We start from the raw sequence: 25,765 nt of genomic DNA, 5'->3' as shown, positions 1-25,765 counted from the left end.
TAACAATTTGTCGGAATCGGTATTTTTATATGTCAGTTTTCCGTTTAGATACTGACATTGTCCTGTAATATACCATCACCGGTTTTAATGATACGGGAAGGCATATTGCGGATAATGGTATAATCGTGTGTGGCCATCAATATAGCTGTTCCTGAGCTGGCAATATCTCTTAGCAACAAGACAATTTCTTCTGATGTAGCAGGGTCTAGGTTACCTGTAGGTTCATCTGCCAAAATAATTTCTGGATTATTTAACAATGAACGGGCAATCACAATACGTTGCTGTTCACCACCGGAAAGTTCATGGGGCATTTTCTTCAATTTGGAGCGAAGTCCAACTTTTTCCAATACGTCCAAGATACGGCTATCGATCATTTTCTTGTCTTTCCACCCTGTTGCTTTCAGTGCAAACTCGAGGTTTTTCTCGATGCTTCGATCCGATAGAAGATGAAAGTCCTGAAAAACGATTCCCAGTTTTCTACGCAGGTATGGAACATCATTTTCATGCAGTTTTTTTAAATCAAAACCAGCAATCATGCCCTCTCCATTACCAATGTATAAGTCGCCATAAATTATCTTTAACAAACTACTCTTTCCACTGCCGGACTGACCGATAAGGTAGATAAACTCGCCTTTGCCGATATTTAGATTTACATTCGACAATACCAAATGTTTCTGTTGGAAAATGTCAACGTTTTTTAATGTAATAACTTTATTTTCAATCATGGAAGCTAAAATTCTAATTTTTTAATTTGTCCAAAGGGCATTTCTCTAACCAGTTGCATGATATATGCTGCCTTTTCTCCTAATCCGATCTTATCAAGCGATTTGTCCGGGCGGTCGACTCTAAAATATGCAAGTAAGGTGAACGCATCATCTCTTAGTTGTACATAATCAGGGATTTTGGCTACACCTTTTACTTTAATGATATACATAGATTCAAAGTTAGTATTTTTAATGCAATTTCTTTACTACGAATTTAAAGGAAGCTTAACAGTTGGCAAATAGAAAATCCAGCGTATTCACCCCATCGGCGTAATCATCTAGCGATGGACACTGGCTTTCGCCAAAATGAAATTGGGGAGACGGCACTTTCAATGCCAGTTCGGATACAACACATTGAATGTTTTCTTGCGCTAATGTCAGCTTATTCTCGACTTCAGCAATTGTTTCGTAAGTTTCATAATAAACCACGGCAAGGGGAGAAGCTGTTTTCTCATCTTCTTTCAGCAATAAAAATCCATTATCAAAATGTTTGTCGCCATTGATCAGATAGATGGATTTGTTGTAATCATAATTATTGGTATATTTAAAATGCGCTGTCACATTATTGAATGCCGCTATACCTTCAAAAAAATGGGCTATTGGATACTCCTTTGGTATAAATAGTTTGGAAATAGAGCGGCAACCCAGTCCAAAATAATCGAAAATATCATGCCCAAGAGCTTCCAGCTGGCTAGGAGATTCCGCTCCCCCCAACACAGCTACACTATTTCGATTGCGGCGGATAATATGCGGCTTGGTACCAAAATAGTAATCGAAATAGCGGGCGCTATTGTTAGATCCCGTTGCGATGACCAGGTCGAAATCTTTTAATCGGTCAACAATTTCAAAAGCATCGCCAAAATATGGATCAATTTTTTTCAGCAGACCCATCACATAGGCCGTCAGTCCCGCGTCGTCAGATGATACTTTTATTTTGGCTTTAAAGCCACTTATCAAAACGGCGAGGATGTCATGGAATCCGACCAAAGGTATATTGCCCGCGAGAATTAATCCTACAGTTTTTGTCGATTGTATATCTGGGTATGGCGCCAACCAATGCGTAAGTTTCTCTATGGTAAGATTTTCTGCAATCGCCCGTAGCGCGCGTTCAACATTTTGTGGGGTATACCAGGGGTTTTTATGTTGGGCAGATTGGATAATCTGACTGGATTCTTCAGAAGGCAGTCGAAGCTGCTCGCCTAATTTTACAAATGCATTTATTCGTTGTTCCTTTGTCAAAATATTAAAATTTTAAAAGATGAATACACAAATTTGTGTTATATTTGTGCTGTTAACATTAATCAACGTGAATCATCTAGCCTTATTGTACAATTCGACTTTGTTTCATATTGATAATGCAAAAATAGTTTATTTATCATAATTGTGAGGTTATAAATGGCGATTAAAATTACAGACGAATGCATTAACTGTGGTGCTTGCGAACCCGAATGCCCAAATAATGCGATATACGATGCTGGTGTAACTTGGAAATTCTCAGATGGGACTGCTTTGGACGGGATTATTGATTTTGGCGACGGTGTTACACTTGATGCCAATGAGTCTCAGGAAGCAATCTCTAATGAAGTCTATTATATTGTTTCGGATAAATGTACAGAATGTGTAGGTTTTCATGATGAGCCTCAATGTGCAGCGGTTTGCCCTGTAGATTGTTGCGTGGACGACGAAGATGTGCGTGAGTCTAACGACGAGCTATTAGCGAAAAAATCTTGGTTACACGCGGAATAAGTTTATTGCTCCGCAAGAGATATGAGGCAGGAAAAGAAATTTTCCTGCCTTTTTTGTGTTTTACAATTTTGAGAAATCGATATTTTGTTGCGAAACATGGCTATTTGGAATAATAATATTTGCAAAAGCATAGTATTTTTTTATTTTTGTTCTTTTGACCATTAAAATCTTTTAAATGTTAAAAACCAAAATAGGGTTGATGACCCTGATCACAGTTACATTAGCTTGTATCATTGCTGTATTATACGAATTTGATGTTGTAGGCTTTTCGCATGAATTTCTAATGGCTGTCCGTTGGATAGTTGCTACCGTTTTGGTTGTCAATGCGCTTTTTAAGAAAAATTTGACCACCTGGATTTTGACCTGCATGATTATCGGGATCTTCGTTGGGTTAGATTTTCCAAATCTGGCGATTTCCTTGCAGCCTTTAAGTAAAGGTTTTATCAAGTTAGTGAAAACAATTGTTGGACCTATTCTCTTTGCAACGCTCGTTTACGGAATTGCAGGCCATTCCGATTTGAAGCAAGTGGGACGTATGGCATGGAAATCTATGCTGTATTTCTTCTGTGCTACAACCTGTGCTATTTTTATCGGTTTAGGCGCTATTAATCTTACTCGGGCAGGTGTGGGGGTTGATGTTGCCCATATGCCGCATGAAGAACTTCCTGCGCCCAAAGAAAGTATGGATGAGCATATCCTTAAAACACTTCCTGACCATGTGCATCCCGTTTATAAATTCACTTCTTTTATACGTGACCTCTTTCCTGAAAACATTGTAAAATCCGTTGCTGATAATCAGGTTCTGCAGATTGTAGTCTTTTCGGTTTTATTCGGTATCGGATTGGCGATGGTGGAAGAAAAAAAGCGTAAACCTTTGGTAGATTTTACCGAGAGCATGTCTGAAGCGATGTTTAAATTTACAAACATCATTATGTATTTTGCCCCAATAGGGGTTGGAGCGGCTATGGCCTATACCGTAGGGCATCTTGGTGTCGATATCTTGAAGAATCTCTTCATGTTATTGGCTACGCTGTATTTCGCTTTGATCTGCTTTTTATGTCTGGTCCTTCTCCCTGTCGCGCTTTACTTGAAAATCCCTGTCAAACGGTTTATCAATGCAATTAAAGAACCTGTTTCAATTGCATTTGCGACAACGAGTTCAGATGCCGCATTACCGAAAGCAATGAGTGCGATGGAAAAATTTGGGGTCCCCCGTAAAATTGTATCTTTTGTCATTCCTACCGGGTATAGCTTTAATCTGGACGGAACATCCCTTTACCTGTCATTGGCAGCAATTTTCGTAGCCCAAGCTGCAGGTATACATTTGTCGTTTGGCCATCAACTGATGATTGCCTTTACATTGATGATCACATCAAAAGGCGTTGCCGCCGTTCCAAGAGCTTCATTAATTATTTTAATTGCTACAGCTGATCAGTTTGGATTGCCTACATTTGTTATTGCTGCAATTTTGGGTATTGATGAATTGATGGACATGGCCCGCACTTCGGTAAATGTTGTGGGAAACTGTCTTGCAACGGTTGTTGTCGCTAAATGGGAAGGAGAGTTTGATGAGGAAGCCCCTTATCGTGAAGATACAGAAGAACTGGTGTAGAAAAGTATAGGGACTGGTAAATAGTCTACTACTAAAAAGGCAGTTTTAACCTTGGTTAAAACTGCCTTTTTTATTATTTAACTGTGCCCTCTACATAGTACCAGAGGTCACCTTGTTTTTTGAAGGTAGACTTTTCATGGTGAACCTGCACTTGCATCTGTGCATCCAGATAATGTGCTTCGAACTCAACGGTATGGAGCGTAGATTTAAGAATTTGAAGCTGCATCCATTTATTCTCTATTGCCCAATGTCCGATGGCCTGTTTATTTTGGAACCTTCTTGTCGAGGGATGAAATGTACGGTATAAAAAATCGATTTCTTTTTTTACAAAGGCACTATATCGTGCGCGCATTAATGCTTCCGCTGTATGTGCTTTGGCATGGCAACGATGTATTTGTTGGCAGCATTCATCATAGTTGATGCCCGTGCCACAGGGACATAAATGGCCTAATTCCATCACTTTTCTAAATTTTACCAGCCTTTAATCGCACCATTTTTAAACACTTTTTTAGCTGTTGCTTCTACTTCGGGTGACTGATAGGCTTGAATAAACTGTTGTACCTTCTCATCGTTTTTATTATCTGCGCGGGCAACAATCAGGTTCACATAAGGAGATTCCTTGTCTTCTGTAAATAAACCTTGTTTTTCTGGATCCAGTCCAGCTTGAGCGGCAAAACTATTGTTGATGATGGCAATGGTCACTTGCGGATCATCAAGAACGCGAGGCAGCTGCGGAGCTTCCATTTCGATAATTTTAATCTGTTTTGGATTAGTCACGATATCGGTCACTTTGGGTTGTATACCTACATTTTCTCTTAATCCGATAATGCCTTCTCGTTGGAGAAGCAGTAGTGAACGTCCACCATTGGTGGGATCATTAGGAATAGCTATAACGGCACCAGGCTGTAAAGCAGTGATCGTTTTTATTTTGTTTGAATAGGCAACGATGGGAAATACAAAGGTGTTTCCAACGATGGTTAATTTAGTGAAACCGCGTTGTTTCGATTGCTCCTGTAAGTAGGGCTGATGCTGGAACACATTCACATCAATATCACCCTGATTTAATGCCTCATTCGGTACCACATAATCATTGAATGCCACCAACTCAACATCGAGATCGAACTTTTCTTTCGCAACCTTCTTAGCCGTTTCTGCAAGCTCTTTTTCTGGACCTGATACCACACCCACTTTAAGGATATGCTCTTTCTTTTCTTTGTTATTGCATGCCACAACCGTGAGGAGACTGAGGGCTAAGATTACAAATGCATAGTTCAATTTTTTCATATCATCCAATTTATATTATCGATGGTTTACTTTTTTTGAGATGTAATCTCCTGTGTATTGCAACAGGAATACGATTAAAATTAATAAAATTAAAACAGAATTCATGATAAAAGTATCATAGCCGACATAACCATACTGATAACCAATCTGTCCCAGTCCACCAGCACCTACAGCGCCACCCATTGCGGAGTAACCAACAAGAGTAATTAACGTAATTGTTGCATTGTTTACAAGCGAGGGGAGAGCCTCAGGAAGCAACACTTTAAAAATCACCTGTTTTGCGTTTGCGCCCATTGCTCTTGCTGCCTCAATCAGGCCATTCGGAATTTCAAGTAGGCTATTTTCCACAAGTCTTGCAATAAAAGGTGCTGCACCTATACTTAATGGAACCAATGCTGCGGACATCCCGATTGATGTTCCGACAATATGACGTGTAAACGGAATCATCCATACAATAAGTATAATGAATGGAATAGACCTAAAAATATTCACGAACAAGGATACAAGTTGGTGCATACCTTTGTTTTCGAGCAACTGATGTTTTCGGGTTAAGAAAAGATATATTCCAAGGGGTAGCCCCAGGAGAAAGCCAAAAAAGCCCGACAGAAAAGTCATGGCTAAGGTCTCTAAAGTACCTGATAACAGCAGTGTAAATACCTGATCAGACATAGCCTAATATTTTTGTTTGTGCATGTTTTTCTTTTAAGAAAGATAGACTGTTTGTTATATTTTCTTGTTCTCCGGATAGTTCAGCCAATATAACACCGAATTTTAGTTCGCCAATATAGTCGATTTGTGCCGTAATAATATTTGTTTTAACGCCAAATTTTTGTTCCAATTGCGCTATAAAAGAGATGGATTCTTCATTTGAGGTGAGGTAGATTTCTACCAGTGGATTCCCCGTAGTTTTTAATAGTTCCTGGAAACTCAACGGAATTTCAACTGCAAGTGAAGATTGAATAAAATTCTTGGTGGTTGTCTCTTTTGGATTGGCAAATATTTCCTCTACCGGGCCCGTTTCGATCAGTCTTCCCTTGTCTAATACGGCCACTTGGTCACAGACACTTTTTATAACATCCATTTCGTGTGTGATCAGCAATATTGTTAGGTCAAGCTGCTTATTTATTTTTTTTAGCAGCTTGAGGATAGCATTTGTTGTCGCTGGATCGAGCGCACTTGTAGCCTCGTCGCAAAGAAGTATATAGGGGTCGTTGGCTAAGGCTCTTGCAATGGCAACGCGCTGCTTTTGACCGCCTGAAAGATTTGCAGGATAAACCTCGGCCTTGTCTTCCAATCCTACCAAATGCAGTAGTTCCACTACCTTTTGATGGATAAAATCTTTTGATTTTCCCTCCAGTTCAAGTGGAAAAGATATGTTTTCATATACCGTTCTTGAGGATAAGAGATTGAAATGCTGAAAAATCATTCCAATTTTTCTCCTTTTCAGTATAAGGCTACTGGCGGACAGCGACATCAAATCGTCGCTTTCTATCATTACTTGACCAGAATCTGGTCTTTCTAGCAGGTTGACACAGCGTATCAATGTACTTTTTCCGGCCCCAGAGGAACCTATAACGCCGAAAATTTCTCCTCTGCCGATAGACAGGGAGACATCTTTTAAGGCATCAATACGCGCGGCTTTTACTTCAAACGATTTGGATATGTTGTTTAGTTGAATCATTGACTCTGTCAGGAGTTAAATGTTTTATTTGGACAAATGTATGATGATGCCATAAATGTACACAAATGCCACGGATAAAAAAGAACTCATTACGCCCTTTTTTATAGTGTTTTGTAGGCCGAAATTACTTGCTTTGCCGATCCGAGTTTATCAATGCCATATTCGATAATATCACCATCTCGAAGGAACCTTTGCGGCGATTTTCCCATTCCAGATCCTGCAGGCGATCCTGTAGAAATAATATCACCTGGAAGTAAGCTCATGAATTGACTCAAATAGGAAATTAACTTGGGTATACGATAGATAAAATCGCTGGTATTACCATCTTGCATAAGTTCACCATTGAGCTTCAGCCATATTCTTAAATTATCGATATCTTCTATTTCGTCTTTAGTAGCTATAAACGGACCGATAGGTGCGAACGTGTCACATCCTTTACCTTTATCCCAGGTTCCGCCGCGTTCAATTTGAAATTCACGCTCCGTAACATCGTTGTGCAGCACGTAGCCAAATACATGATCCAGCGCCTCTTCCTCCGTCACGTAGGAAGCTTTTTTTCCTATAACGATGGCAAGTTCAGTTTCCCAATCTGATTTCACAGAGGATTTCGGAAGGGTAATTCCATCAAAAGGACCGTTGAACGCCGATACAGATTTCATAAAGACAATAGGTTCTGAAGCCTGCTCCAATTTTGTCTCTTTCACATGATCATCAAAATTAAGTCCTACGCAGAGAATTTTGGAAGGGGCTTCCAATGGTGTTCCGATACGCTCATCATCAGCTATCTCTTCAAGCTTGTCACTATGCTCAATGACGTAGGTTTGAAGTCTTTCCAAATTCGAAATATCCGCAAAGAAATCGCGGTTATATTGGAAATTTCCTACTGAAACATCATATCTCTTTTCGTTTAAAATGACTCCCGCCTTTTCGGAGCCCTTTGCGCCATATCTAAAAATCTTCATAAGCCGCAAATATACGGATTTTGTCCCAAAAAGGGCAGAAAGTAACAGCAATTAACAATTAATCGATATGTAAATTGTCTATACAATTATTATCCAAAAGCGGGTATTTAAAGGGAAATCTCTCCTGAACAATCTTTTTGTTACTTACCCATGTGCCATCGAGTATCATTTCCTGTCCTTTTTTTCCCAGCATCCACCGGATCAAAAATGACGGGGTAGGCAGCCTCAAGTAGAAAGGGCCGTATTTACGCCTGGCGATCCTTTTGGTAAATTCGCCAAGGGGAAGCGGTTCAGATGAGCAGGCATTGTAAATACCTGCGAGGTTATTGTTTTGTATGCCAAATAACAGCATACGACAGAGATCATCCATATGGATCCAGCTGAGCATCTGCTTGCCCGAACCCAATATCGGAATTGAACGGAAGGGTAGGAAGCGGCCGACTTCCTTTAATAATCCCTGGTCCTTGCTGATCACAACTCCAAAGCGGAATACAACAAGTCTTTTTCCCAACGTTTCAATAGGTTTAACACTTCCTTCCCAAAGGTTGCAAAGCCAGGATAGAAAATTGCCGCCTTGAGGGTCTTCTTCTGTAAAAGGCCTTTTCTGGTAAGGGTCGTCTGCTCCATACCAACCAATAGCGGAGGCAGATATAACTGCTTTAACATGATTTGGCAGCTTTTTTAAACTTTGGTAAAGCAACTGCCCACTTTCTACGCGGCTGGCAATAATTTCTTGCTGATACGCTTTTGTCCAGCGCTTGGCGTTGAGATTTGCACCTGCCAGATTGATGATATAGTCAGCTTCTTGAATCGATTTGACGTCTATTTCCTGTTTTTTGGGATCCCAATGTACATATTTGACGTTGGCCTGGGCAGGATACGACTTGGGATTTCTTGTAAAAATAATCACGTCATAGTGATTGGCAACCAATAGCTTTGTCAAATGGAGACCAATAGCTCCACTACCACCTGTAATAACCACTTTCTCCATGAATCGAACGTTGATTTTAGTAAATTAATTTGAACATTTCACTCCTCCCTCTATTACTGATACTAAATATACTGTTTTGGTTTATAAAAATCATGAATTATCCTTAGCAGCCAGGTATTTTTCGTTGTCATAGCCTGATCCCGCAATACGCTTTAGTACTGCATCTAAGAACGTTTTTCCTGCATTGTAATCGAGTGTCGCTGTTTGCTCATCGTCGTTTCAGTCTACTTCAGCATGAGCTGAAGCGCATTTTCTATAGGTTTTTTGCACATAGCACAATTTCCAGGAATTTTGATGTCGCTAGCTATTAAATTGTTGTCTTGCGCATAGTTTGTAAGAGCGCATAGCGAGATCACCCCTGTCGCGATATAGTTTTGTGTTTTCATAGCATAAAATGAAAGGATGAATTTGGCCCTCGTGCGTAAAAACGATATAAAATACTAGTTGGATGTCGAAAGCTTTTGAAAACTCGTACCACTCCATTGGAACTCTTCCTGTTTTTTTGTGATTTTAAGATTTGGATTTTCTACATTATCGTCCAAAGCTTCCCCTTCTTCGATGTATTTATAGATAATCTGATTGTTTTTGCCATGTTCGGAAGGAAATAGCATCTTTTCATCGTAATAATAAATACCTGCATCAGCGACCGAATACCGACTCGGTAGATCAATAAGTTGCTTTCCTGTCCAGCCCATATAGTAATATTCTGATGGTATGCCGCAGGCTTCACCCAAAAACTCCATACGCAGAATCTGCTTGACGTTTTGCAGACCCATTGCCGGAAGCAATTTACTTTGAGCGAAGGTTTGCCCAGAGTAGGTGAAACGATAGGTATGTTCTGCTAGAAAATCTCCATTTGCATCGAGAATTTTAACACCTGTTGAGAAGTGATTCTGTTCGTCGCTACTTTCAGTCAAACGATCAAAACCGTATATGTATTGCGAGCCATCTGAGGCGCTTTGTTTTCCAAGCGCCAATAGCCCCAGCCAAATAAAGCCAGTTTTTTTGATGCCGTCTTTAGTATAGGTTATTTCATGCCAAGGGGCATAAAAATTTTTTATGGTATTTCCCTTAAATGGTGGGCTAGTGATCGTAACAACATTTCCTACAGATAGCGAATCAACAATGGCAGCTTTAAGATTAGGTTGCTTGCGCACGTAAGCTTTTGCTGCAAAGACGGTGGTCTGCTGACCAGCCCGAACATTCCATAAGTTGAAGTTATCGTCGAAGTTTAAATTTTCTTGCGCTTCTGTGTAGAGTGGCCCTGCACCGAGTATAACTAAACAGTATCCAATTAATTTTCTCATATTTCACGGTTCTTTATTGCAAAAATAAACCAATTGGTTCTAAACTTGATCACTGGTTTCAGGTATTTTTTAGCAGTCGTAGGGAATTTTTATCTATCCACAAGTTCAGCTATGTTATGGTTCTATTAACTCTTCTTAAACTTTTATGCTACCCAAGTGCAAACTATCTGTATTACCTTCGCCATAGCTTTCTAAAAAGAAGATAAACATTTCGTAGGTCACTTCATTTTTATTTTTCTTGATCTTAATGTTTTGTTTTCCAGAAGATAAGGTGCTTTCTAAGTCATTGGTCAACATCTGAAAGGGCACTCCTTCATCTGCCGCACTATACAAAACTAAGAAGGAGTTGTAGTGCTGGGTTTTATATTTTTCTTCCAGATAGGTGTCATATTCCCAAGTAACTTCAAGCACTTGATTTTCCTGATCATATTCGATGCTATAAGAACTGATGGGATTTGGACTTCCTTTTGCGATCATAAACTTCTGCCAGTCAATCGCAAATCCATCATCTTGACGAATGAGAGCTTCTTTCAAATTATACGACATCGCGGCGTCGTATGGCCTTTTAGGGGCGCTATACGTCTTATACCCCAATTTGATGATCGGATTGAGCATAATGATATGTGACCTCACCATTTTGAAACGTGTTCGAGAGAGCAACTGACCAGCACTGGGCTTTCGCTTTTTTACGCGAGGAAGAGACCGTACATAATTTCCTGCTTTAGTCAAAACAAATACAACAGAACCTGCCTTTCCCGAGACCGATCCATTGACGCCATTTTTAAGGATTGCCATAATTGCTTTATTAAGTTTATAAACATTTAATATAAGCATTAAAGCTGGTAAAACCTAATATCAATTTATCCCTATAAACAAAATTTATACATTTTTTAGCCAGTAATTAGTCACTACTTCGTCACTACTGACTGAATGATGACTGAGTAATCACTGAACGAGCACTGAACAAGCACTGTCTAAATGGCAAATTTGGGTATGAATTGATTAGGTTTTGCTAGCCTTAGAAATTAGCGGAGTAAAATTTTGGATGGGCTATGCCTTTGTAACAAAAATTTCATCAAATCATAGTTGATCGTTGTGTAGTAGCTTTACTGATTAAAAGGGAATTTACTTTTTTGTAAATAAACTACTAAGTATATAGATTTTATTGTGGAATAGTTTTATATTTGGTTAGTCGTTAACGATTGGCGTTGGCAACGATTATAAAATTATCTCATTAAATATTATACAAGTATGAAAAACGACTACTTTTTCTATCGAGAGAGCTATTGCTTCATTACATCTAATTATTATCTATTTATTTGTCGAATGCGCATGTGCTGAAGAGCACACCTTCCTTGTGCTTATTGTTCAATAAGCATTCCATCTTATTTATAACAAGCGTACCAATGGCGTTGGCACTTGTTTGCATTTTCACATTAAATAGAATTTACGATGAAAAAACACAGAGTACTTTGGTATTCGCTTTCAATGGTGCTTTTTCTGTACGCATTTGGAAGTGTACGGGCACAAGAACCCAGACCAATTATTAATGCATCGTTAATCGGTAAAGTTATCGATGCGAAAACCAAAGAACCCATTCAGGGCGTTACGGTACAATTGGAAGCGGTAACACATAGTGTACAAACGGATAACCAAGGTAATTTCCAGTTTGTGACAGGACAGAAGCTTCCATTTACGTTAATTGTCAGTTTTGTAGGCTATGAGAAAAAACAGGTAGTCGTCAATTCTTCACCGACTGTAATAGCGTTATCGCCCATCTCAACAGACTTGGATGAGGTTGTGGTTGTAGGGTACGGAACCCAGAAACGTCGTGATCTCACTGGAGCTGTGGCGACCTTGCCTGAGAAGCTTCTCAGACAGCCCGTATCCTCGCTTGATCAGGCATTGAAAGGGGGGATCTCGGGCGTTCAGGTTACACAAACTTCGGGACAACCAGGCGGGGGTGTGAGTGTTCGCATTCGCGGTGGCGCATCCATACAAGGGGGAAATGAACCCCTTTATGTTATTGACGGATTTCCGGTATATAATCAAACTGAAAGTACGGGAGTAGGGAGCGGTACACCAGTCAACCCATTAGCAAGCATCAGCCCAACTGATATTGAAAGTATTGAAGTTCTAAAAGACGCTGCTGCAACGGCAATCTACGGATCCAGAGGGGCGAATGGGGTAATTTTGGTAACAACAAAAAAAGGTAGAGCAGGACAGGTACAATTAAACTATGATGGGAGTTTTGGCGCACAAAATGTATTGAAACAAATCGAGGTATTGAATGCTCACGATTTTGCAATCTTAAGAAATGAGGCTTTGTACGATGCGAATCCCAACCTCGGAGCTTTTCAATACCGCAGTCAAACTGAAATCGATCAGCTGGGTGCTGGTACAAATTGGCAAACAGAAGCGTTTCGTACTGGGAAGATTTATAATCAGCAGCTTTCTTTATCGGGTGGAGCTGAAAAAGTGAAATACTATTTAGGAGCAAATTATTTTGATCAGCAGGGTGTCATTGTCAACACTAATTTCAAGCGTGTAGGATTTAGATCAAATATCGACGCCAATCCTTTCGACCGGTTACAGGTTGGTGCAAATTTATCGATCAACAAAACTTATGCGCAAATAGCTCCGACAGGAATTGTCAACGCTCTGCTTCTAATGCCTTCGACGGCAACTGTGTATGACGCCAACGGTGCTTATACATTGCGAAATCCTTTTGAAAACATCTTTGCCAACCCAATAGCGACCTTAAAAGAAACGACAAATTCATCCAATGGACTACGGATATTGGGAACTTCTTTTGGACAATATCGTATTTTAAAAGGTCTACAAGCGAAGGTGTTGGTTGGCGTTGACCTAAATGGCCGAAATGATAAGTTTTATTTGCCATCCTATATCTATGAGGGGGCAGGCTCAAAGGGGAAAGCAAGCTTAGGGAATTTGGATGGAACCTCATGGCTGAATGAAAACACATTAAACTATTCGGCGAACACAGGAAAACATACGTTCAATGCTTTAATAGGATTTACGCAGCAAGAAACCAAAAATACGATCTTCAACGCTGGAGCAGAAAATTTTGTGACCGACGACTTACTGTTCAATAATCTACAGAGTGGATCTACCATTGTGCGTCCTTCTTCTGACAGCTACACATGGGTATTACACTCTTATCTTGCCAGGGTAAATTACAATTTCGCAAACAAATATTATGTTTCGGCCAGTCTACGTCGTGATGGTAGCTCTCGCTTTGGGGCAGACAACAAATGGGGAAATTTCCCGTCGATAGCACTTTCTTGGCGCGCTGCCAATGAGTCTTTTTTTAAGGAAGCATTTCCTGGAGTAGATGATTTTAAGATTCGTACAAGCTTTGGAACCACAGGTAATCAAGAAATCGGGCAATATCAATCCTTATCTACCTTATATAGCCTAAATTATCTGTTTGGAAACAACGTGGTCACTGGTTTTGCCCCGCAACGTATTCCCAACAAAAACCTCGGTTGGGAAAGCACTGTACAATATGATGGTGGTTTTGATATCAGTTTACTTAAAAAGCGTCTTCAATTTACAGTTGATTATTATTATAAAAAGACAAAGGATCTCTTACTTAATGTGGAAATACCTTGGACCTCCGGTTATGCCTCTTCCCTTCAAAATTTTGGTTCTGTATCAAATAAAGGATTTGAATTGGGGTTGAAATCGAGGAATATCGAGGGATTGTTCAGCTGGAGCACAGATGTAAACTTTTCCCTGAATCGCAACAGCGTACTGAAGATTGGTGACGGCGCCAGTTCTTATATTTCTGGAAATTATATCATTAAAGTTGGAGAGCCTCTAGGCACCTTTTATGGCAATGTTACTGACGGTATTCTGCAGTCGGGAGAGGAGGGTGCCAAGGGTAAATTTACAGGAAATGCCAGTCCTAAAGCGGGTGACCGTCTTTACAAAGATATCGATGGTGACGGACGATTTACGACTGCAAATGATAGAACGATTTTAGGTAATGCACAGCCGGATTTTATTTTTGGATTGACCAATAGTATTTCCTATAAGGGTTTTGATCTTTCGTTTCTTATCCAAGGCACTGTCGGGAATGATCTTCTGAATATTAATAGGCAGAATTTGGAGATGTTTACCGGTCAACAGAATGCATCAATTGATGCATTGGAGCGCTGGACTCCCTCAAATCCGAGTCATTCTTATCCCCGTGCGAAGTTGGATCCGGCTCCTGTGTTTTCGGACCAATTTGTAGAAAGCGGCTCTTTTGTACGGATAAAATCATTGCATTTCGGATACAGTTTTCCTAAAGAGTGGCTTCAGGACGCTAAGATAAAGGAACTTAATCTCTATCTAACGGCTCAAAATCTTTTAACCTGGGCCAAATATACAGGTTTTGATCCGGAGGTTACCTCAGGCAGCAATGTACAGATAGGTACCGATCTGGGCATTTATCCCGCATCTAGATCTTTTTCTGCAGGGGTTTCATTGACCTTTTAATAGCTCGCTAAACAGGAATAGTAAACAGTGCTAAGTTTAGCTCATTATCCATAAAAAGCAATTGATTCAAATGAAAAAAATACATGTTTTATCCACTGTCATACTGATTTTTCTAACGGCAATTTCCTGCTCGAAATTGGAGGAGGATCCGGCAAGCGCCTTGGTTTCGGAGCAATATTATCTTGATCAAGATCAAGCTATCGCTGCAGTGACAGGAACTTACAGAAAGTTATATGAAACTGGGCAGTCTTTGTACAACAGCTTGCTACAGATCGGTGTTGAAATGGCCACAGATGATTATGAAGCAGGGCCGCGGGCTAGAAATGCACATGTTAGGGCGCTGAGCAATCTAACTCATGATGCATCCAATGACCGTATGGAACAACTTTGGAAGCAAAGCTACGATGCGATCAATGCATCAAATGTCAATATTGCTAAAATAAGTGTGCTGTCTGCGGATCGCATCGATCCAATTCTCCAACAGCGTCTGATCAACGAGGTGAAATTTTTAAGGGCACTTCACTATTTTAATTTAGTGCGTTGGTTCGGACCAGTTCCGCTGATAACTAAACCAGTAGAGACTTTATCTCCTCAAGAACTTTATGTAGCGAAAGCGACAGAGGATGCGGTGTATGGATTAATAATAGCAGATTTAAAATCTGCTTTGGCGCTGCCTAACTATAAGTCTTATTCGGAATCAGATAAAGGACGCGCCACAGCTGGAGCAGCCAAAAGTCTTTTGGCTAAAGTCTATCTGACGCGAGGGGACTGGGTGAATGCAAAATTATTAGCCAAGGAAGTTATTGATAAAGAAGGTTATGCGCTTTTCCAAGATTTTGCCGATGTTTTTAATATTGGAGAGAAGAATGGTGTTGAACATATATTTTCAGCTCAATTTAAAGGCAACAGTGGCTATCAGGGAAATTCTTTGGCCAGTAGATCTGCGCCAGCCGATATTCCTGGCATAAACGGGGATTACGCAGATGCGCTTCATAGCGAGGGCGGGCTGTATAAAAGCTTTGCGGCAAATGACAAACGCCTGCTCGCGACCTTTACAACGGGGATGGTGTCGCCAACAGATAATAAATACTATGCCTTAAACAAACCACAATTTAATAAATATTATGATGAAACGGTTGTAGGAAATCAGGGGCAGTCTTCCAAGAATACGCCGATCATCCGTTATGCGGAAGTGTTATTGATTTTTGCTGAGGCCGAAAATGAGTTGAATGGGCCAACTTTAGAAGCGCGTAATGCTATTAATGCGGTCCGTCGTCGTGCAGGGGTGGAAGATATATCCACTACAGAAACGAAAGATCTTTTTAGAGAATCGATTTTTGAAGAGCGCAGAAAGGAGCTTGTTTACGAATATCAACGATGGTTCGATCTGGTCCGAAGGGGAACTACCTACTATGTTGCTAAGCTGAAAGCTGCCGGTAAAACGAATGCGTCGGCCCGCCATATTCATTTTCCGACGCCACAACGGGAACTGAATCTCAATCCAAATCTCACGCAGCACCCCGACTGGATCAATAGATAATATATTAATTAAATTTTAAGTAGATGAAAACGACATGTTTATTAGTTGCACTTTGCCTAACCATCTTACCTCGGATAAGCTTGGGTCAGGACAATCGGCCAAATATCGTATTGATTTTGGTTGATGATTTGGGTTTTTCGGATATAGAGCCCTACGGCGGAACGGACTTGCAGACCCCCAATTTGACGGCCTTGGCCGAAGAAGGAACGAGATTTCAGGAATTTTATAACAATTCCATTTGTGCTCCTACACGCGCTTCCTTACTGACGGGGCAGTATGCGCATCGCGCAGGTATAGGTTATTTTAATGTGAATCTTGGGCTGCCTGCTTATCAGGGTTTTTTAAATCGGGAGTCACGGACGCTGGCTGAAGTTTTGAAACAGGCCGGATACTCCACTATTATATCGGGGAAATGGCATGTGGGTGATGATTACGATCAGTGGCCGGCACAGCGCGGGTTTGAGCGGTCTTTCAATTTTGTTGGTGGGGCGTCTAATTTTTATGAAGTAAATGGACCTGAACAGCCAACAGTACCATTGTTCCGAAATAATAAACCTTTTTATTTACCCAAGGGGCGTTATCTGACAGATGAGATTACGGATCAAGCCATTGGCTTTCTAAAAGAACAGCAAAAGGATAAAAAGCCTTTCTTTTTGTATTTGGCATTTAATGCCCCGCATTGGCCTCTTCAGGCGCCGGAAGAAGAAACTCAAAAATATATAGGAGTGTATCGTGAGGGATGGGATACTTTGCGTACGCAGCGTTTTAAAAATGCGCAGCAAAAAGGTGTGTTCCCGCCAGGGCAGGCCATTGCAAAAAAGGACTCGACCGTACAGAACTGGGATAAATTGACCTATGATGAGCAGCAGTATTGGCAACGTCGGCAACAGGTCTTTGCTGGTATGATCGATCGCATGGATCAGAGTATCGGCCGCATCAGACAAACGTTAAAAGAGCTAAAAAAAGATAAGAATACGCTAATCATTTTTTTGTCGGATAACGGAGCCCAGGGCGGGGATCGTACACGCGTGTATACGGCAAGGAATACAGAGACTGTCGGATTACCAGGTTCCTATGATGTGCAAAACAGCAATTGGTCCCAAACCGGAAACTCACCGTTGAGAAGTTACAAAGATAATCCGTATGAAGGCGGCATTGGTGCCCCTTTTATTGTGTGGTATCCAAAAGAGGTAAGATCAAACGTGATTAAGAAGGGGGGAGGCCATCTTATTGATATCGCTCCCACCTTGTATGACTACGCAGGTGCAACCTATCCGAAGCGTGTTGGTGACACGGCGACAAATACACTTCCGGGGCTGAGTTTGCGCGCGCTGCTGCGTTCAGATAGCAATCAGATCGAGAGGAATGTTCCGCTGTTTTGGGAACGGGCGGGGAATCGTGCTGTTCGATATGGTAAATGGAAACTGGTCTCATTATTTAAAGAGGGGAACAAACCCGAATTATACAATATTGATGAGGACCGGGGCGAAAATAACAATCTTGCCAGTCGTTATCCAGCTATCGTGAAAGATCTCGAAGCAAGGTATAAAGCCTGGGCTGAAGAGAATTCCGTTGTGGATTACAAGCGTTTAAAAACTATCAATCAATTTCGTTAGGAGTAAAAAGAAAGAACATGAAGAAGATAGTTTCGATATTATACCTTGTTTATATTACATTATGGTTTGGCTATGCACAACAGAAAAAACCAAACATCATTTTGGTTTTGGCCGATGATTTAGGCTATTCTGATCTTGGAGCATACGGTTCAGAAATTTCTACACCCAATTTGGATCGTTTAGCCAACGAAGGGCTAAGGTTGACGCAATTTTATAACAATTCCATATGTGCACCCACAAGGGCCTCCCTGATCACAGGGCAATATCAGCACAAAGCTGGCGTTGGGTATTTTTCCAATGATCTTGGACTGCCTGCTTATCAGGGTTATATCAATTCGGAATCGCTGACCATTGCTGAAGTCCTTCGGTTGAATGGTTATATTACGGCAACTTCGGGTAAATGGCACGTGTCTGGAAAAGGGAAAAGTTTACCCTGGGAACGCGGTTTTGATTTGGTTTTCCCAAGAGTGGAAAAAAATGCTGATTCAGGCGCACCGACTTTTCAGGCACAAACCGATTCTGAAGGCTATCCCTTGGAAGATGCATTTTCAACAGAGGTTATCAATCGTGAAGCTGAGGCATTTCTGGATCAGATCAAAACGCAGGATAAACCCTTTTTTCTCTATTTAGCACACACAGCGCCACATTGGCCATTAGTAGCATTGCCGCAAGATATCGCCAAATACAAAGGGCGGTACGACAGCGGGTGGGAGGTGATACGTCAAGAACGCTTTGAGCGACAGAAACAATTAGGGCTGGTATCGCAAGCAAGCCGACCATCGCTTGTTGATGAGGATATTTACGATTGGTCACGATTATCATTTGATCAAAAAATGCTTTGGGCAAAAAAAATGGAAGTGTTTGCGGCTATGGTCGACAGATTGGATCAGACTATAGGGAAATTGTTAGGTAAGCTAAAAGACAATGGACAATTGGACAATACACTGATTGTTTTCTTGTCAGACAATGGTGCGCCGGCTGAAGATCTTGTTCGTTGGCATCATGGCGCCCGCATAAATAAAGGACCGGTTGGAACACTGGGTTCTTATGAATCGCAGAGCAAAAATTGGTCATATGCATCCAATACACCCTTTAAAGCATTTAAAGATTATACCTATGAAGGTGGGATTAATACACCATTTATAGCTTGGTTTCCTGGTAAAATAGGGAAAGGCATCAAACAGGGCACTGGTCACGTCATCGATCTGGCGCCGACGTTCTACGATTTGGTTGGCGCAGTATACCCAAAAGAATATGAGGGACATAAGGCGAATGCTTTACCAGGAAAGAGTTTGCTTCAGGTTTTATTCCAAGATCAAGATACCGTTCGGCGAGAAGAAGGTTTATTTTGGGAGCGCGCCGGTAATCGTGCTGCCCGTATTGGAAAATGGAAACTTGTATCGATCTGGCCGTCCTATAAATGGGAACTTTACGATCTTGCGCAGGATCCTACTGAACGGAACGATGTTGCCGGACAGCATCACGACGTTGTGTCCCGTTTGTCTACTGCTTATTTCCAATGGGCAAAAGAAAACGGTGTTGTGGATTTTGCAGAATTGGAAGTTAAGGAACCCAAAACTATGAAGGATTTTAGGGAAAGTAAAGTGCAGGAAATACCAGTACCCCGCAATTTCTAACTGCTTAAATGTAAAAAAGAGGCTGTCTCAAAAAGACAGCCTCTTTTTTATGTTATTTCATGATATTTAATTTGATTTAATTAATTGATTTTCATATATTTATATTTCAAAAAAAGATATATGTCATCTCAAAGACCTACTTTTAAGCCTTACTATCAGGATCAGATTATGGCAATTCCCCCAACTTTGGACGAATTGGTCTCCAAAGGACATCCGGTACGTATTGTTAACGATGTGATCAACCGTATCAACATACAGGGTCTTTTGGATGCCTACAAGATAAAAGGCTGTTCCAGTTATCATCCGCAAATGCTGTTGAAGGTTCTGGTGTTTGGCTATGTAAGCAATGTCTACAGCAGTCGGAAACTGGAAACAGCCTGCCGGGAGAATATCAACTTCATGTGGCTGAGCGGCATGAGCTATCCCGATCACAATACCATCAACAGATTTCGTGGTGTCCGCTTAAAAGAAGCACTTCGCAGTGTATTTGAAGAAGTTGTTAAGCTCCTGGCCGAAGAAGGGTTGTTAAGCATAGAAGATGTCTACACCGATGGCACCAAGATAGAGGCTAATGCAAACAGATACACTTTCGTTTGGAAGAAAGCTATCCATACCAATAAGGAAAAGATGAAAGCTGCCTTAAAAGATATATGGGACTACGCCCAAAGTATTGCCAAGTCGGAGGACAACCTCCCGGATCCTCCCGATCTGACGACAATTGACAGCGAAAAAGTCCGGGCTACGGTCGATAAGCTGAACAGAGTCTTATCCGACAAACCTTCGGTAAATAAAAAGATGAAGGCAAAGTTGCGTTATGTAACCAAAAACTATCCAGAGAAGATCGTACAATATGAAGAGCAGGAAGCTACTCTGGGAGACAGAAACAGTTATAGCAAAACAGATCCCGATGCCACCTTTATGCGGATGAAAGAGGATCATATGAAAAATGGCCAGCTCAGACCAGGATATAATATCCAGATATCCACGTCCAATCAATACATCGTCAATTACACCATACATTCCAATCCCACAGATACCAGAACATTATCCGGTCATTTGCAACAACATGAGGACAGCTTTGGAAAAACACCGGGAACCCTTACCGCGGATGCCGGTTATGGCAGTGAAGAAAACTATGCATTACTGGCAGCAAAAAATATTGAGAGCTATGTGAAATATGGTATGTTTGACAAAGGACAGAAAAAGAGCTGTGGGGATAAGAAACCATTTTCTGTAGATAAATTACATTATAATCCTTCACAAGATTGCTATATCTGTCCAATGGGACAGGAAATGCATTGTATAGGTACATTTAGCCAAAAGACCTCCGCAGGCTTCCGGCAGGAAATCAAAAAGTATCAGGCAAAAAACTGCACAAACTGCCCGTTGAATGGCGCCTGTCACAAATCACAGGGAAATAGGATCATCGGGGTGAATAAGCAACTTGAGATTTACAGGAACAGGGCATACCAATTGCTCAACAGCGATGTAGGTGTAGCTAAACGAAAACAGAGGTGTTGTGACGTCGAACCTGTCTTTGCAAACATTAAACAGAACCATGGGTTCCGAAGATTTATGCTCCGGGGTAAAGAAAAAGTGTCCATAGAATGGGGATTATTGGCAATAGCACAAAATCTAAGAAAAAAAGCAGCCTAAAAAGCTACTTTTTGTTCATTTCTCCCCTCCATATGAGTCTTTTTCAAATAACCAACAAACAACACACAAATCTATCTCATAGACTTTTTAAACAAAAAAACTGTCCCAAATAAATTTGAGACAGCCTCTTTTTTCTCTTTGGCGGAGAGGGCGGGATTCGAACCACCTCTTCCAAACTACTTTAAGCCTAATTTTTAAAGGTATTTTAAATTTACTGCCACGAATTTGCCATTAAATATTTAGCTAATTTCAAGAAATAAATTTTGTCAGAGACTCAATAAAAACAACTAATCTACTTTATCAAATATAGGAATTTCCATTCGAATATAATAAGGAATGAATAGAGGGAAGAAAGAAACGAAGGCAATCAAAGATCAATGCCAAATATGCTTTTCCCTTTTTATTTTTGACTCTAAACAAATCTGGCGAAAGGATGTCAGGAGCTAGTTTTTGTCCTCCATGGCTTGGTTTTTTCTCATTGTTGCCTGATGATACAATAGCTAATTTATCAAGGTCAATGCGATCTGACACCGCTGAATTTTCACTTAATAAATATTCATTTTTGGCATTAGCAATAAAAACGGTCAGGCCTGTATCTGATCGATAATACTTAAGCTACATTCCTTGCTAAAAATCATACTAAGATCTATAAATCCTTATTTTCATTACGGAGCAATTCCAAACAAAATAATTTGATAGTCCCTCGTTAAAACCATTTTAGAGCGCGTTATTTTTAAATTTTGTTTACTTAGATGAGCTTTATATAGCTTTAATACGCTTGATTAATTATCTTTTACAATTATTTTTCTAATCAGTGAGCTGCCAGACGAGCTTGGTAGTGTTTTATAATTTCCTTTGTGCCAGTAAGTTGCTGTTGAATTCTGATAGCCTGCTGTATATACTTCATTATTTAGCAAAACAATACTTAATGCTTGCGAATCGTCAGAACTTAAGGTGACAGGTGTTCCATTTTTCCAATATTTCGCCGACATCGTATTGCCAGTGGCCGAAACACCACAGCCTCCAATATAAACATCATTATTTTTCACGATTAACGAAGTTCCCCGGCTACTTGAAGTTCCATCCTGGATCAACGTAGGTTGTGAAAAATTTTTGGAATATCTTGTTTGTATCTGCCCTTGTTTATTGTAAATGGTAGACCACATTGTATACACATCGTTACCTATAATATAGATCGCCTGATTATCTGCTGCCGAGTTTTGATCGGAAAGATCAGTACGCTGTCCGTTCTTCCAGTAGCACGTAACAGGATTAAGCCAATTAAGTTGCCTTCTTTCGCCAATAACATAAACGTCATTTCCTAGTACAGCAATATCGGAAGAAATTGCATTCTCACCGGCATCCGTTAGGGAAACGGAAACTCCATTCTTCCAGTATTTAGCAATATACGTTGTACCTCCGCTTACCATTTCCTGTCCAGCAATATAGACATCAGTACCCGCAATAACAATACTATTTGCCCTCGCATCATTTGAGCCATCAGTGAGATCAACTGCGGAACCATTTTTCCAGTATCTTGCAACATATTTACCATTTGCATTTATCTCATAACCTACTACATAAATATCTGCTCCATTCATTGTCATTCCCACAGCTTCAGATGCTCCTGGTCCCTTTCCCAATACGGTCACGCTTGAGTTTTTCCAATATATAGCCTTATCATTGATTTTTCCAACAGCATGAATAATTGGACCAGATTCTGATAAGCTATCGTCATCATCACGTTTACTACAACTCAAAAACAATAAAGCGGTTAAGATCATTAAAGTAAATGTAAAAGGCAAAGTTTTCATATGCATTAAATGGTAAATTTAATTTTGCATATGTCAAAAACTAGGCCGAATAATTATTTACTATCATGAGCATGTTCTGAAGACTATGATGACATTTGAGAAATAAGTCTTACAACATCCCTTGCCTTGGTGATCGTTACATCATATAGCACAAAAGAAGGGGATTGTTTTGACGTAATAAAGATCCAGATCTGCACTTGTTAGTTTTGAATCGATCACATTTACGCCATTTTCATCTAATAAATGTAGCTGCATTTCACTGTAAACGTTTGTGCTTAATGCTCCTGTTTTCTTACAGGCACTGAAGAAAGTAAGAAGACTTGTGAATACTAATAATAACTTGTTCATATTGATGTTATTTGTAAATTGAATAAACCATATCTCGCTTATATCGAAAGTTTAGGTTTCCTGAATCTGTGCTTGCATAGCCAAACCAACCGTTATTCTGACCCCGCCAGCCCCAATCCATGTGAAACCATACGTAGCCACCTCCTCTTGCTTCATATGCAATTATGCTTATAATCGCATTGGTTAGACAATCACTCACTTTGAGGTATAATACATTTTATATTTTTTTTACGATCTAAAGCTTTTTTGATCATAGAGCTTTTTTTATTTTATCTATTTCCTCAACTATGCGATCTAATTTGTCATCATCTTGCGAAGGTAATCTATCGTCGATTCTATTACTTTTCATATTGTGAACTTCCTGTTCTAGTTGCTTCAGTACCAACAATGGATCATATACTCTATCACTGTTCGACAGTTTATTTTTAAGGTTGTTCATTTCCTCGCTGATTGATTCCTGTTGGGTTATTGCGTATTCCTCTGTCTGCCTCACCGAATGATGTCCCATCATCTCTTTGACCACATGGATCGGCACTCCATTTTTAAGTGTTACTGTGCTGGCAAAAGTACGTCTGGCTTTGTGTGTGTTGAGCGTATCTTAAGGAAATTGCATAATACCGCAATTTCCTTAAGATACTCATTCATTTTTTGATTAGACTTTACTGGCAGTACTGATACCCGTTGACGATAGATCGGATGATCTTTATAACGTTCCATGATCTCGATTGCCTTTGGCAGTAGGGGAACGTCAGTATTGGATTTGGATTTTTGTTCGCTTGACATAATCCACAAGGCACCGTCTATTCCCTGTTTAATATGGTAGGGATCCAACTGGTAAGCATCAATGTAGGCAAGTCCGGTATAACATTGGAAAATAAATATGTCTCTGATGACAGCAAGCCGCTCGGAAGAAAAGACTTTGTTCTCCAGCCTCTGAAGTTCATCAGAAGAAAGCGGCTTTTTATTACACTTTGTTTTCTTGCTTTTGAACAGCTTAAAAGGATCCTTAGGAATAATATCTTTCGCAATAGCCCTAAAGACAATGGTTTTAACACTTAATATTGCTCCAACAGGCTATGAGAACAGCAAGTTGGAGTCAAAAGGCTTTATGCCTTCCACAGAGATTTCAGACTTTCCCATTAGAGGTCAGAAAGTTAGGCTAAATATGAGCCGCCGCCGCTGGACAGTGTTAGATACGGGAGATATTATCACAAGAGATTGGAACCTGGTGCGTGAGGGTACTCGAATGACGACTGAATTCGGGCTTTTTTTAAAGAAGATATTTGGATAACTATCCTGTAAGTGCCCACTTGGTAGGGTTATTCTTCCAGATGGACGGCAAGCAATTACAAGATCAATACAAGAATTATCTGAGCGATTTTCAGTCTTGGGATCAGAAATCTCACGCAGAGCAATGGACACTTTTTACAGATAATATAAGCGAAAAACTTAGTATTGATGAAACGAGCTTCAGTAACGGCGAACTTTATACTATTGTGAGTAATAAAGCGGCTAAAGGCAAAAAAGGAACTATTTTAGCTACCATCAAAGGAACTAAAGCTGAAGATATTATTAACGTTTTAGAACGTATTCCTTTAAGATTGAGGAATAAAGTAAAGGAAGTGACCATGGACATGGCACCCAATATGGCTAAAGCTATCCAGCGATGCTTTAGAAATGCTAGACGAGTAATAGATAGATTTCATGTACAAAAACTAGCCTACGATGCTGTACAGGAGTTACGGATCAAATATCGCTGGGAGGTCTTAGATGAAGAAAGTTATAAGATAACACAAGCTCGTAAGCAAGGAGAGTCTTATGAGCCAGAAATACTTTCAAACGGAGATACCTTGAAACAATTACTTGCAAGATCTAGGCATCTACTATTCAAACATCCTTCTAGATGGTCTGAAAGTCAAAAATATCGAGCAGAGCTGCTTTTCTTGCGGTTTCCATTATTAAAAAGCGTATGATTTGAGTCTAGCATTAGGTAACATCTTCCATAAATCTAAGAGTAAAGAAGGTGCTTTTACTAAACTAGCGTTGTGGCATAATCAGGTAGAAAACGCTGGAATACAGTCTTTCGAAAGTGTAGCAAGATCTATTGCGGCACACCACGCAAATATCCTTCACTATTTTGATAATAAGAGTACGAATGCTTCTGCAGAATCTTTCAACGCTAAATTAAAATCTTTTAGAGCCATATTCAGAGGGGTTAGAGATACTACATTCTTCCTATACCGAGTAATGAAATTATATGCTTAAAACTTACTGCCCCCCAAACTTTCGGTATGATCCCTT

At 40.2% G+C, this 25,765-nt stretch carries 25 protein-coding genes; 10 read left to right on the top strand and 15 right to left on the bottom strand.

Annotated features, from left to right (window positions below; genetic code table 11):
• Positions 1 to 44: 44 nt before the first annotated feature.
• Genes VXM68_RS17695 through VXM68_RS17685 form a run of 3 tightly spaced genes read right to left on the bottom strand, consistent with a single transcriptional unit; the run spans position 45 to position 2,003 of the window.
• Positions 45 to 725 (bottom strand): cell division ATP-binding protein FtsE, encoded by a 681-nt coding sequence (locus VXM68_RS17695; protein ID WP_293954040.1) that lies wholly within the window; start codon positions 723 to 725, stop codon positions 45 to 47.
• 5 nt (positions 726 to 730) lie between these two features.
• Positions 731 to 934, bottom strand: coding sequence for a fructose-6-phosphate aldolase (locus VXM68_RS17690; RefSeq protein WP_209580968.1), 204 nt, complete (start codon positions 932 to 934; stop codon positions 731 to 733).
• Positions 935 to 989: 55 nt separating this feature from the next.
• Positions 990 to 2,003, bottom strand: coding sequence for an acyl-CoA reductase (locus VXM68_RS17685; RefSeq protein WP_367209540.1), 1,014 nt, complete (start codon positions 2,001 to 2,003; stop codon positions 990 to 992).
• A 156-nt stretch (positions 2,004 to 2,159) separates the two neighbouring features.
• On the opposite strand from VXM68_RS17685, the gene VXM68_RS17680 reads away from it, so the two are divergent.
• Together VXM68_RS17680 and VXM68_RS17675 are read left to right on the top strand one after the other, a co-directional pair.
• Positions 2,160 to 2,510, top strand: a complete 351-nt coding sequence (locus VXM68_RS17680; RefSeq protein ID WP_209580961.1) for a 4Fe-4S dicluster domain-containing protein — start codon at positions 2,160 to 2,162, stop codon at positions 2,508 to 2,510.
• Positions 2,511 to 2,685: 175 nt separating this feature from the next.
• A complete protein-coding gene (locus tag VXM68_RS17675) occupies positions 2,686 to 4,122 on the top strand; it encodes a cation:dicarboxylase symporter family transporter (RefSeq protein ID WP_294184833.1) in 1,437 nt (478 codons plus the stop codon).
• A gap of 73 nt (positions 4,123 to 4,195) precedes the next feature.
• Here the strand turns inward: VXM68_RS17675 and VXM68_RS17670 are convergent, their stop codons facing one another.
• The 8 genes from VXM68_RS17670 to VXM68_RS17635 form a co-directional block, all read right to left on the bottom strand.
• Positions 4,196 to 4,579, bottom strand: coding sequence for a YchJ family protein (locus tag VXM68_RS17670; RefSeq protein ID WP_367209539.1), 384 nt, complete (start codon positions 4,577 to 4,579; stop codon positions 4,196 to 4,198).
• Between the two features lie 14 nt (positions 4,580 to 4,593).
• Positions 4,594 to 5,406 (bottom strand): methionine ABC transporter substrate-binding lipoprotein MetQ, encoded by an 813-nt coding sequence (gene metQ, locus VXM68_RS17665; protein ID WP_293954048.1) that lies wholly within the window; start codon positions 5,404 to 5,406, stop codon positions 4,594 to 4,596.
• 15 nt (positions 5,407 to 5,421) lie between these two features.
• Positions 5,422 to 6,075 carry a methionine ABC transporter permease MetI gene (metI, locus tag VXM68_RS17660; RefSeq protein ID WP_209580951.1) on the bottom strand — a complete coding sequence of 218 codons (654 nt, stop codon included), beginning with the start codon at positions 6,073 to 6,075 and terminating at the stop codon, positions 5,422 to 5,424.
• The gene (locus VXM68_RS17655; protein ID WP_367209538.1) at positions 6,068 to 7,087 is read right to left on the bottom strand and encodes a methionine ABC transporter ATP-binding protein; all 1,020 of its coding nucleotides are present in this window, start codon (positions 7,085 to 7,087) and stop codon (positions 6,068 to 6,070) included. Before VXM68_RS17655 ends, metI begins: the two co-directional genes overlap by 8 nt.
• Before the next feature lie 101 nt (positions 7,088 to 7,188).
• Positions 7,189 to 8,049: a fumarylacetoacetate hydrolase family protein gene (locus VXM68_RS17650; RefSeq protein ID WP_293954052.1), complete on the bottom strand. Its 861-nt coding sequence runs from the start codon at positions 8,047 to 8,049 to the stop codon at positions 7,189 to 7,191.
• Between the two features lie 58 nt (positions 8,050 to 8,107).
• Positions 8,108 to 9,040 (bottom strand): TIGR01777 family oxidoreductase, encoded by a 933-nt coding sequence (locus VXM68_RS17645; RefSeq protein ID WP_367209537.1) that lies wholly within the window; start codon positions 9,038 to 9,040, stop codon positions 8,108 to 8,110.
• Between the two features lie 440 nt (positions 9,041 to 9,480).
• Complete coding sequence (locus tag VXM68_RS17640) at positions 9,481 to 10,347, bottom strand: hypothetical protein (RefSeq protein ID WP_367209536.1); 867 nt, start codon at positions 10,345 to 10,347, stop codon at positions 9,481 to 9,483.
• 135 nt (positions 10,348 to 10,482) lie between these two features.
• Complete coding sequence (locus VXM68_RS17635) at positions 10,483 to 11,142, bottom strand: DUF6266 family protein (protein ID WP_294184846.1); 660 nt, start codon at positions 11,140 to 11,142, stop codon at positions 10,483 to 10,485.
• A gap of 657 nt (positions 11,143 to 11,799) precedes the next feature.
• Here VXM68_RS17635 and VXM68_RS17630 point away from each other — a divergent pair.
• The 5 genes from VXM68_RS17630 (at position 11,800) to VXM68_RS17610 (ending at position 21,302) form a co-directional block, all read left to right on the top strand.
• Positions 11,800 to 14,853, top strand: a complete 3,054-nt coding sequence (locus tag VXM68_RS17630) for a SusC/RagA family TonB-linked outer membrane protein (RefSeq protein ID WP_367209535.1) — start codon at positions 11,800 to 11,802, stop codon at positions 14,851 to 14,853.
• A 70-nt stretch (positions 14,854 to 14,923) separates the two neighbouring features.
• Entirely contained in the window at positions 14,924 to 16,393 is a 1,470-nt protein-coding gene (locus VXM68_RS17625; RefSeq protein ID WP_367209534.1) for a RagB/SusD family nutrient uptake outer membrane protein, read from the top strand.
• A gap of 23 nt (positions 16,394 to 16,416) precedes the next feature.
• The gene (locus tag VXM68_RS17620) at positions 16,417 to 18,009 is read left to right on the top strand and encodes an arylsulfatase (RefSeq protein WP_367209533.1); all 1,593 of its coding nucleotides are present in this window, start codon (positions 16,417 to 16,419) and stop codon (positions 18,007 to 18,009) included.
• 17 nt (positions 18,010 to 18,026) lie between these two features.
• Complete coding sequence (locus VXM68_RS17615; protein ID WP_367209532.1) at positions 18,027 to 19,646, top strand: arylsulfatase; 1,620 nt, start codon at positions 18,027 to 18,029, stop codon at positions 19,644 to 19,646.
• A 120-nt stretch (positions 19,647 to 19,766) separates the two neighbouring features.
• A complete protein-coding gene (locus tag VXM68_RS17610) occupies positions 19,767 to 21,302 on the top strand; it encodes an IS1182 family transposase (protein ID WP_367209531.1) in 1,536 nt (511 codons plus the stop codon).
• Positions 21,303 to 22,084: 782 nt separating this feature from the next.
• Here the strand turns inward: VXM68_RS17610 and VXM68_RS17605 are convergent.
• The 4 genes from VXM68_RS17605 to VXM68_RS17590 form a co-directional block, all read right to left on the bottom strand.
• Complete coding sequence (locus tag VXM68_RS17605; RefSeq protein WP_367209530.1) at positions 22,085 to 23,122, bottom strand: hypothetical protein; 1,038 nt, start codon at positions 23,120 to 23,122, stop codon at positions 22,085 to 22,087.
• Between the two features lie 135 nt (positions 23,123 to 23,257).
• Complete coding sequence (locus VXM68_RS17600) at positions 23,258 to 23,464, bottom strand: hypothetical protein (protein ID WP_293954070.1); 207 nt, start codon at positions 23,462 to 23,464, stop codon at positions 23,258 to 23,260.
• Between the two features lie 250 nt (positions 23,465 to 23,714).
• Entirely contained in the window at positions 23,715 to 23,975 is a 261-nt protein-coding gene (locus VXM68_RS17595; RefSeq protein WP_294184853.1) for a hypothetical protein, read from the bottom strand.
• 38 nt (positions 23,976 to 24,013) lie between these two features.
• A complete protein-coding gene (locus VXM68_RS17590) occupies positions 24,014 to 24,247 on the bottom strand; it encodes a hypothetical protein (RefSeq protein WP_294184854.1) in 234 nt (77 codons plus the stop codon).
• Between the two features lie 259 nt (positions 24,248 to 24,506).
• Between VXM68_RS17590 and VXM68_RS17585 the strand changes: the two genes are divergently transcribed.
• The 3 genes from VXM68_RS17585 to VXM68_RS17575 are packed head-to-tail and all read left to right on the top strand — an operon-like array spanning position 24,507 to position 25,729.
• Positions 24,507 to 24,755, top strand: a complete 249-nt coding sequence (locus tag VXM68_RS17585; RefSeq protein ID WP_367209529.1) for a hypothetical protein — start codon at positions 24,507 to 24,509, stop codon at positions 24,753 to 24,755.
• On the top strand, positions 24,748 to 25,437 hold the full coding sequence (locus tag VXM68_RS17580) for a transposase (protein ID WP_367209528.1): 690 nt from the start codon (positions 24,748 to 24,750) through the stop codon (positions 25,435 to 25,437). Before VXM68_RS17585 ends, VXM68_RS17580 begins: the two co-directional genes overlap by 8 nt.
• Position 25,438: 1 nt before the next feature.
• On the top strand, positions 25,439 to 25,729 hold the full coding sequence (locus VXM68_RS17575; RefSeq protein WP_367209527.1) for a transposase: 291 nt from the start codon (positions 25,439 to 25,441) through the stop codon (positions 25,727 to 25,729).
• Positions 25,730 to 25,765: the final 36 nt, after the last annotated feature.

The sequence above is a fragment of the Sphingobacterium sp. R2 genome, from assembly GCF_040760075.1.
In the GTDB taxonomy this organism is placed as follows: domain Bacteria; phylum Bacteroidota; class Bacteroidia; order Sphingobacteriales; family Sphingobacteriaceae; genus Sphingobacterium.
Note: the sequence above shows the minus strand (reverse complement) of the source record. Positions and strands in the feature narration are given on the sequence as shown.

What these genes read in the sequence shown, in the direction of transcription:
- VXM68_RS17695 (WP_293954040.1), bottom strand. Translation starts at nt 725, where the DNA reads ATGATTGAAAATAAAGTTATTACATTAAAAAACGTTGACATTTTCCAA.
- VXM68_RS17690 (WP_209580968.1), bottom strand. Translation starts at nt 934, where the DNA reads ATGTATATCATTAAAGTAAAAGGTGTAGCCAAAATCCCTGATTATGTA.
- VXM68_RS17680 (WP_209580961.1), top strand. Translation starts at nt 2,160, where the DNA reads ATGGCGATTAAAATTACAGACGAATGCATTAACTGTGGTGCTTGCGAA.
- VXM68_RS17675 (WP_294184833.1), top strand. Translation starts at nt 2,686, where the DNA reads ATGTTAAAAACCAAAATAGGGTTGATGACCCTGATCACAGTTACATTA.
- VXM68_RS17670 (WP_367209539.1), bottom strand. Translation starts at nt 4,579, where the DNA reads ATGGAATTAGGCCATTTATGTCCCTGTGGCACGGGCATCAACTATGAT.
- metQ (WP_293954048.1), bottom strand. Translation starts at nt 5,406, where the DNA reads ATGAAAAAATTGAACTATGCATTTGTAATCTTAGCCCTCAGTCTCCTC.
- metI (WP_209580951.1), bottom strand. Translation starts at nt 6,075, where the DNA reads ATGTCTGATCAGGTATTTACACTGCTGTTATCAGGTACTTTAGAGACC.
- VXM68_RS17655 (WP_367209538.1), bottom strand. Translation starts at nt 7,087, where the DNA reads ATGATTCAACTAAACAACATATCCAAATCGTTTGAAGTAAAAGCCGCG.
- VXM68_RS17650 (WP_293954052.1), bottom strand. Translation starts at nt 8,049, where the DNA reads ATGAAGATTTTTAGATATGGCGCAAAGGGCTCCGAAAAGGCGGGAGTC.
- VXM68_RS17645 (WP_367209537.1), bottom strand. Translation starts at nt 9,040, where the DNA reads ATGGAGAAAGTGGTTATTACAGGTGGTAGTGGAGCTATTGGTCTCCAT.
- VXM68_RS17640 (WP_367209536.1), bottom strand. Translation starts at nt 10,347, where the DNA reads ATGAGAAAATTAATTGGATACTGTTTAGTTATACTCGGTGCAGGGCCA.
- VXM68_RS17635 (WP_294184846.1), bottom strand. Translation starts at nt 11,142, where the DNA reads ATGGCAATCCTTAAAAATGGCGTCAATGGATCGGTCTCGGGAAAGGCA.
- VXM68_RS17630 (WP_367209535.1), top strand. Translation starts at nt 11,800, where the DNA reads ATGAAAAAACACAGAGTACTTTGGTATTCGCTTTCAATGGTGCTTTTT.
- VXM68_RS17625 (WP_367209534.1), top strand. Translation starts at nt 14,924, where the DNA reads ATGAAAAAAATACATGTTTTATCCACTGTCATACTGATTTTTCTAACG.
- VXM68_RS17620 (WP_367209533.1), top strand. Translation starts at nt 16,417, where the DNA reads ATGAAAACGACATGTTTATTAGTTGCACTTTGCCTAACCATCTTACCT.
- VXM68_RS17615 (WP_367209532.1), top strand. Translation starts at nt 18,027, where the DNA reads ATGAAGAAGATAGTTTCGATATTATACCTTGTTTATATTACATTATGG.
- VXM68_RS17610 (WP_367209531.1), top strand. Translation starts at nt 19,767, where the DNA reads ATGTCATCTCAAAGACCTACTTTTAAGCCTTACTATCAGGATCAGATT.
- VXM68_RS17605 (WP_367209530.1), bottom strand. Translation starts at nt 23,122, where the DNA reads ATGCATATGAAAACTTTGCCTTTTACATTTACTTTAATGATCTTAACC.
- VXM68_RS17600 (WP_293954070.1), bottom strand. Translation starts at nt 23,464, where the DNA reads ATGAACAAGTTATTATTAGTATTCACAAGTCTTCTTACTTTCTTCAGT.
- VXM68_RS17595 (WP_294184853.1), bottom strand. Translation starts at nt 23,975, where the DNA reads ATGATGGGACATCATTCGGTGAGGCAGACAGAGGAATACGCAATAACC.
- VXM68_RS17590 (WP_294184854.1), bottom strand. Translation starts at nt 24,247, where the DNA reads ATGTCAAGCGAACAAAAATCCAAATCCAATACTGACGTTCCCCTACTG.
- VXM68_RS17585 (WP_367209529.1), top strand. Translation starts at nt 24,507, where the DNA reads ATGGTTTTAACACTTAATATTGCTCCAACAGGCTATGAGAACAGCAAG.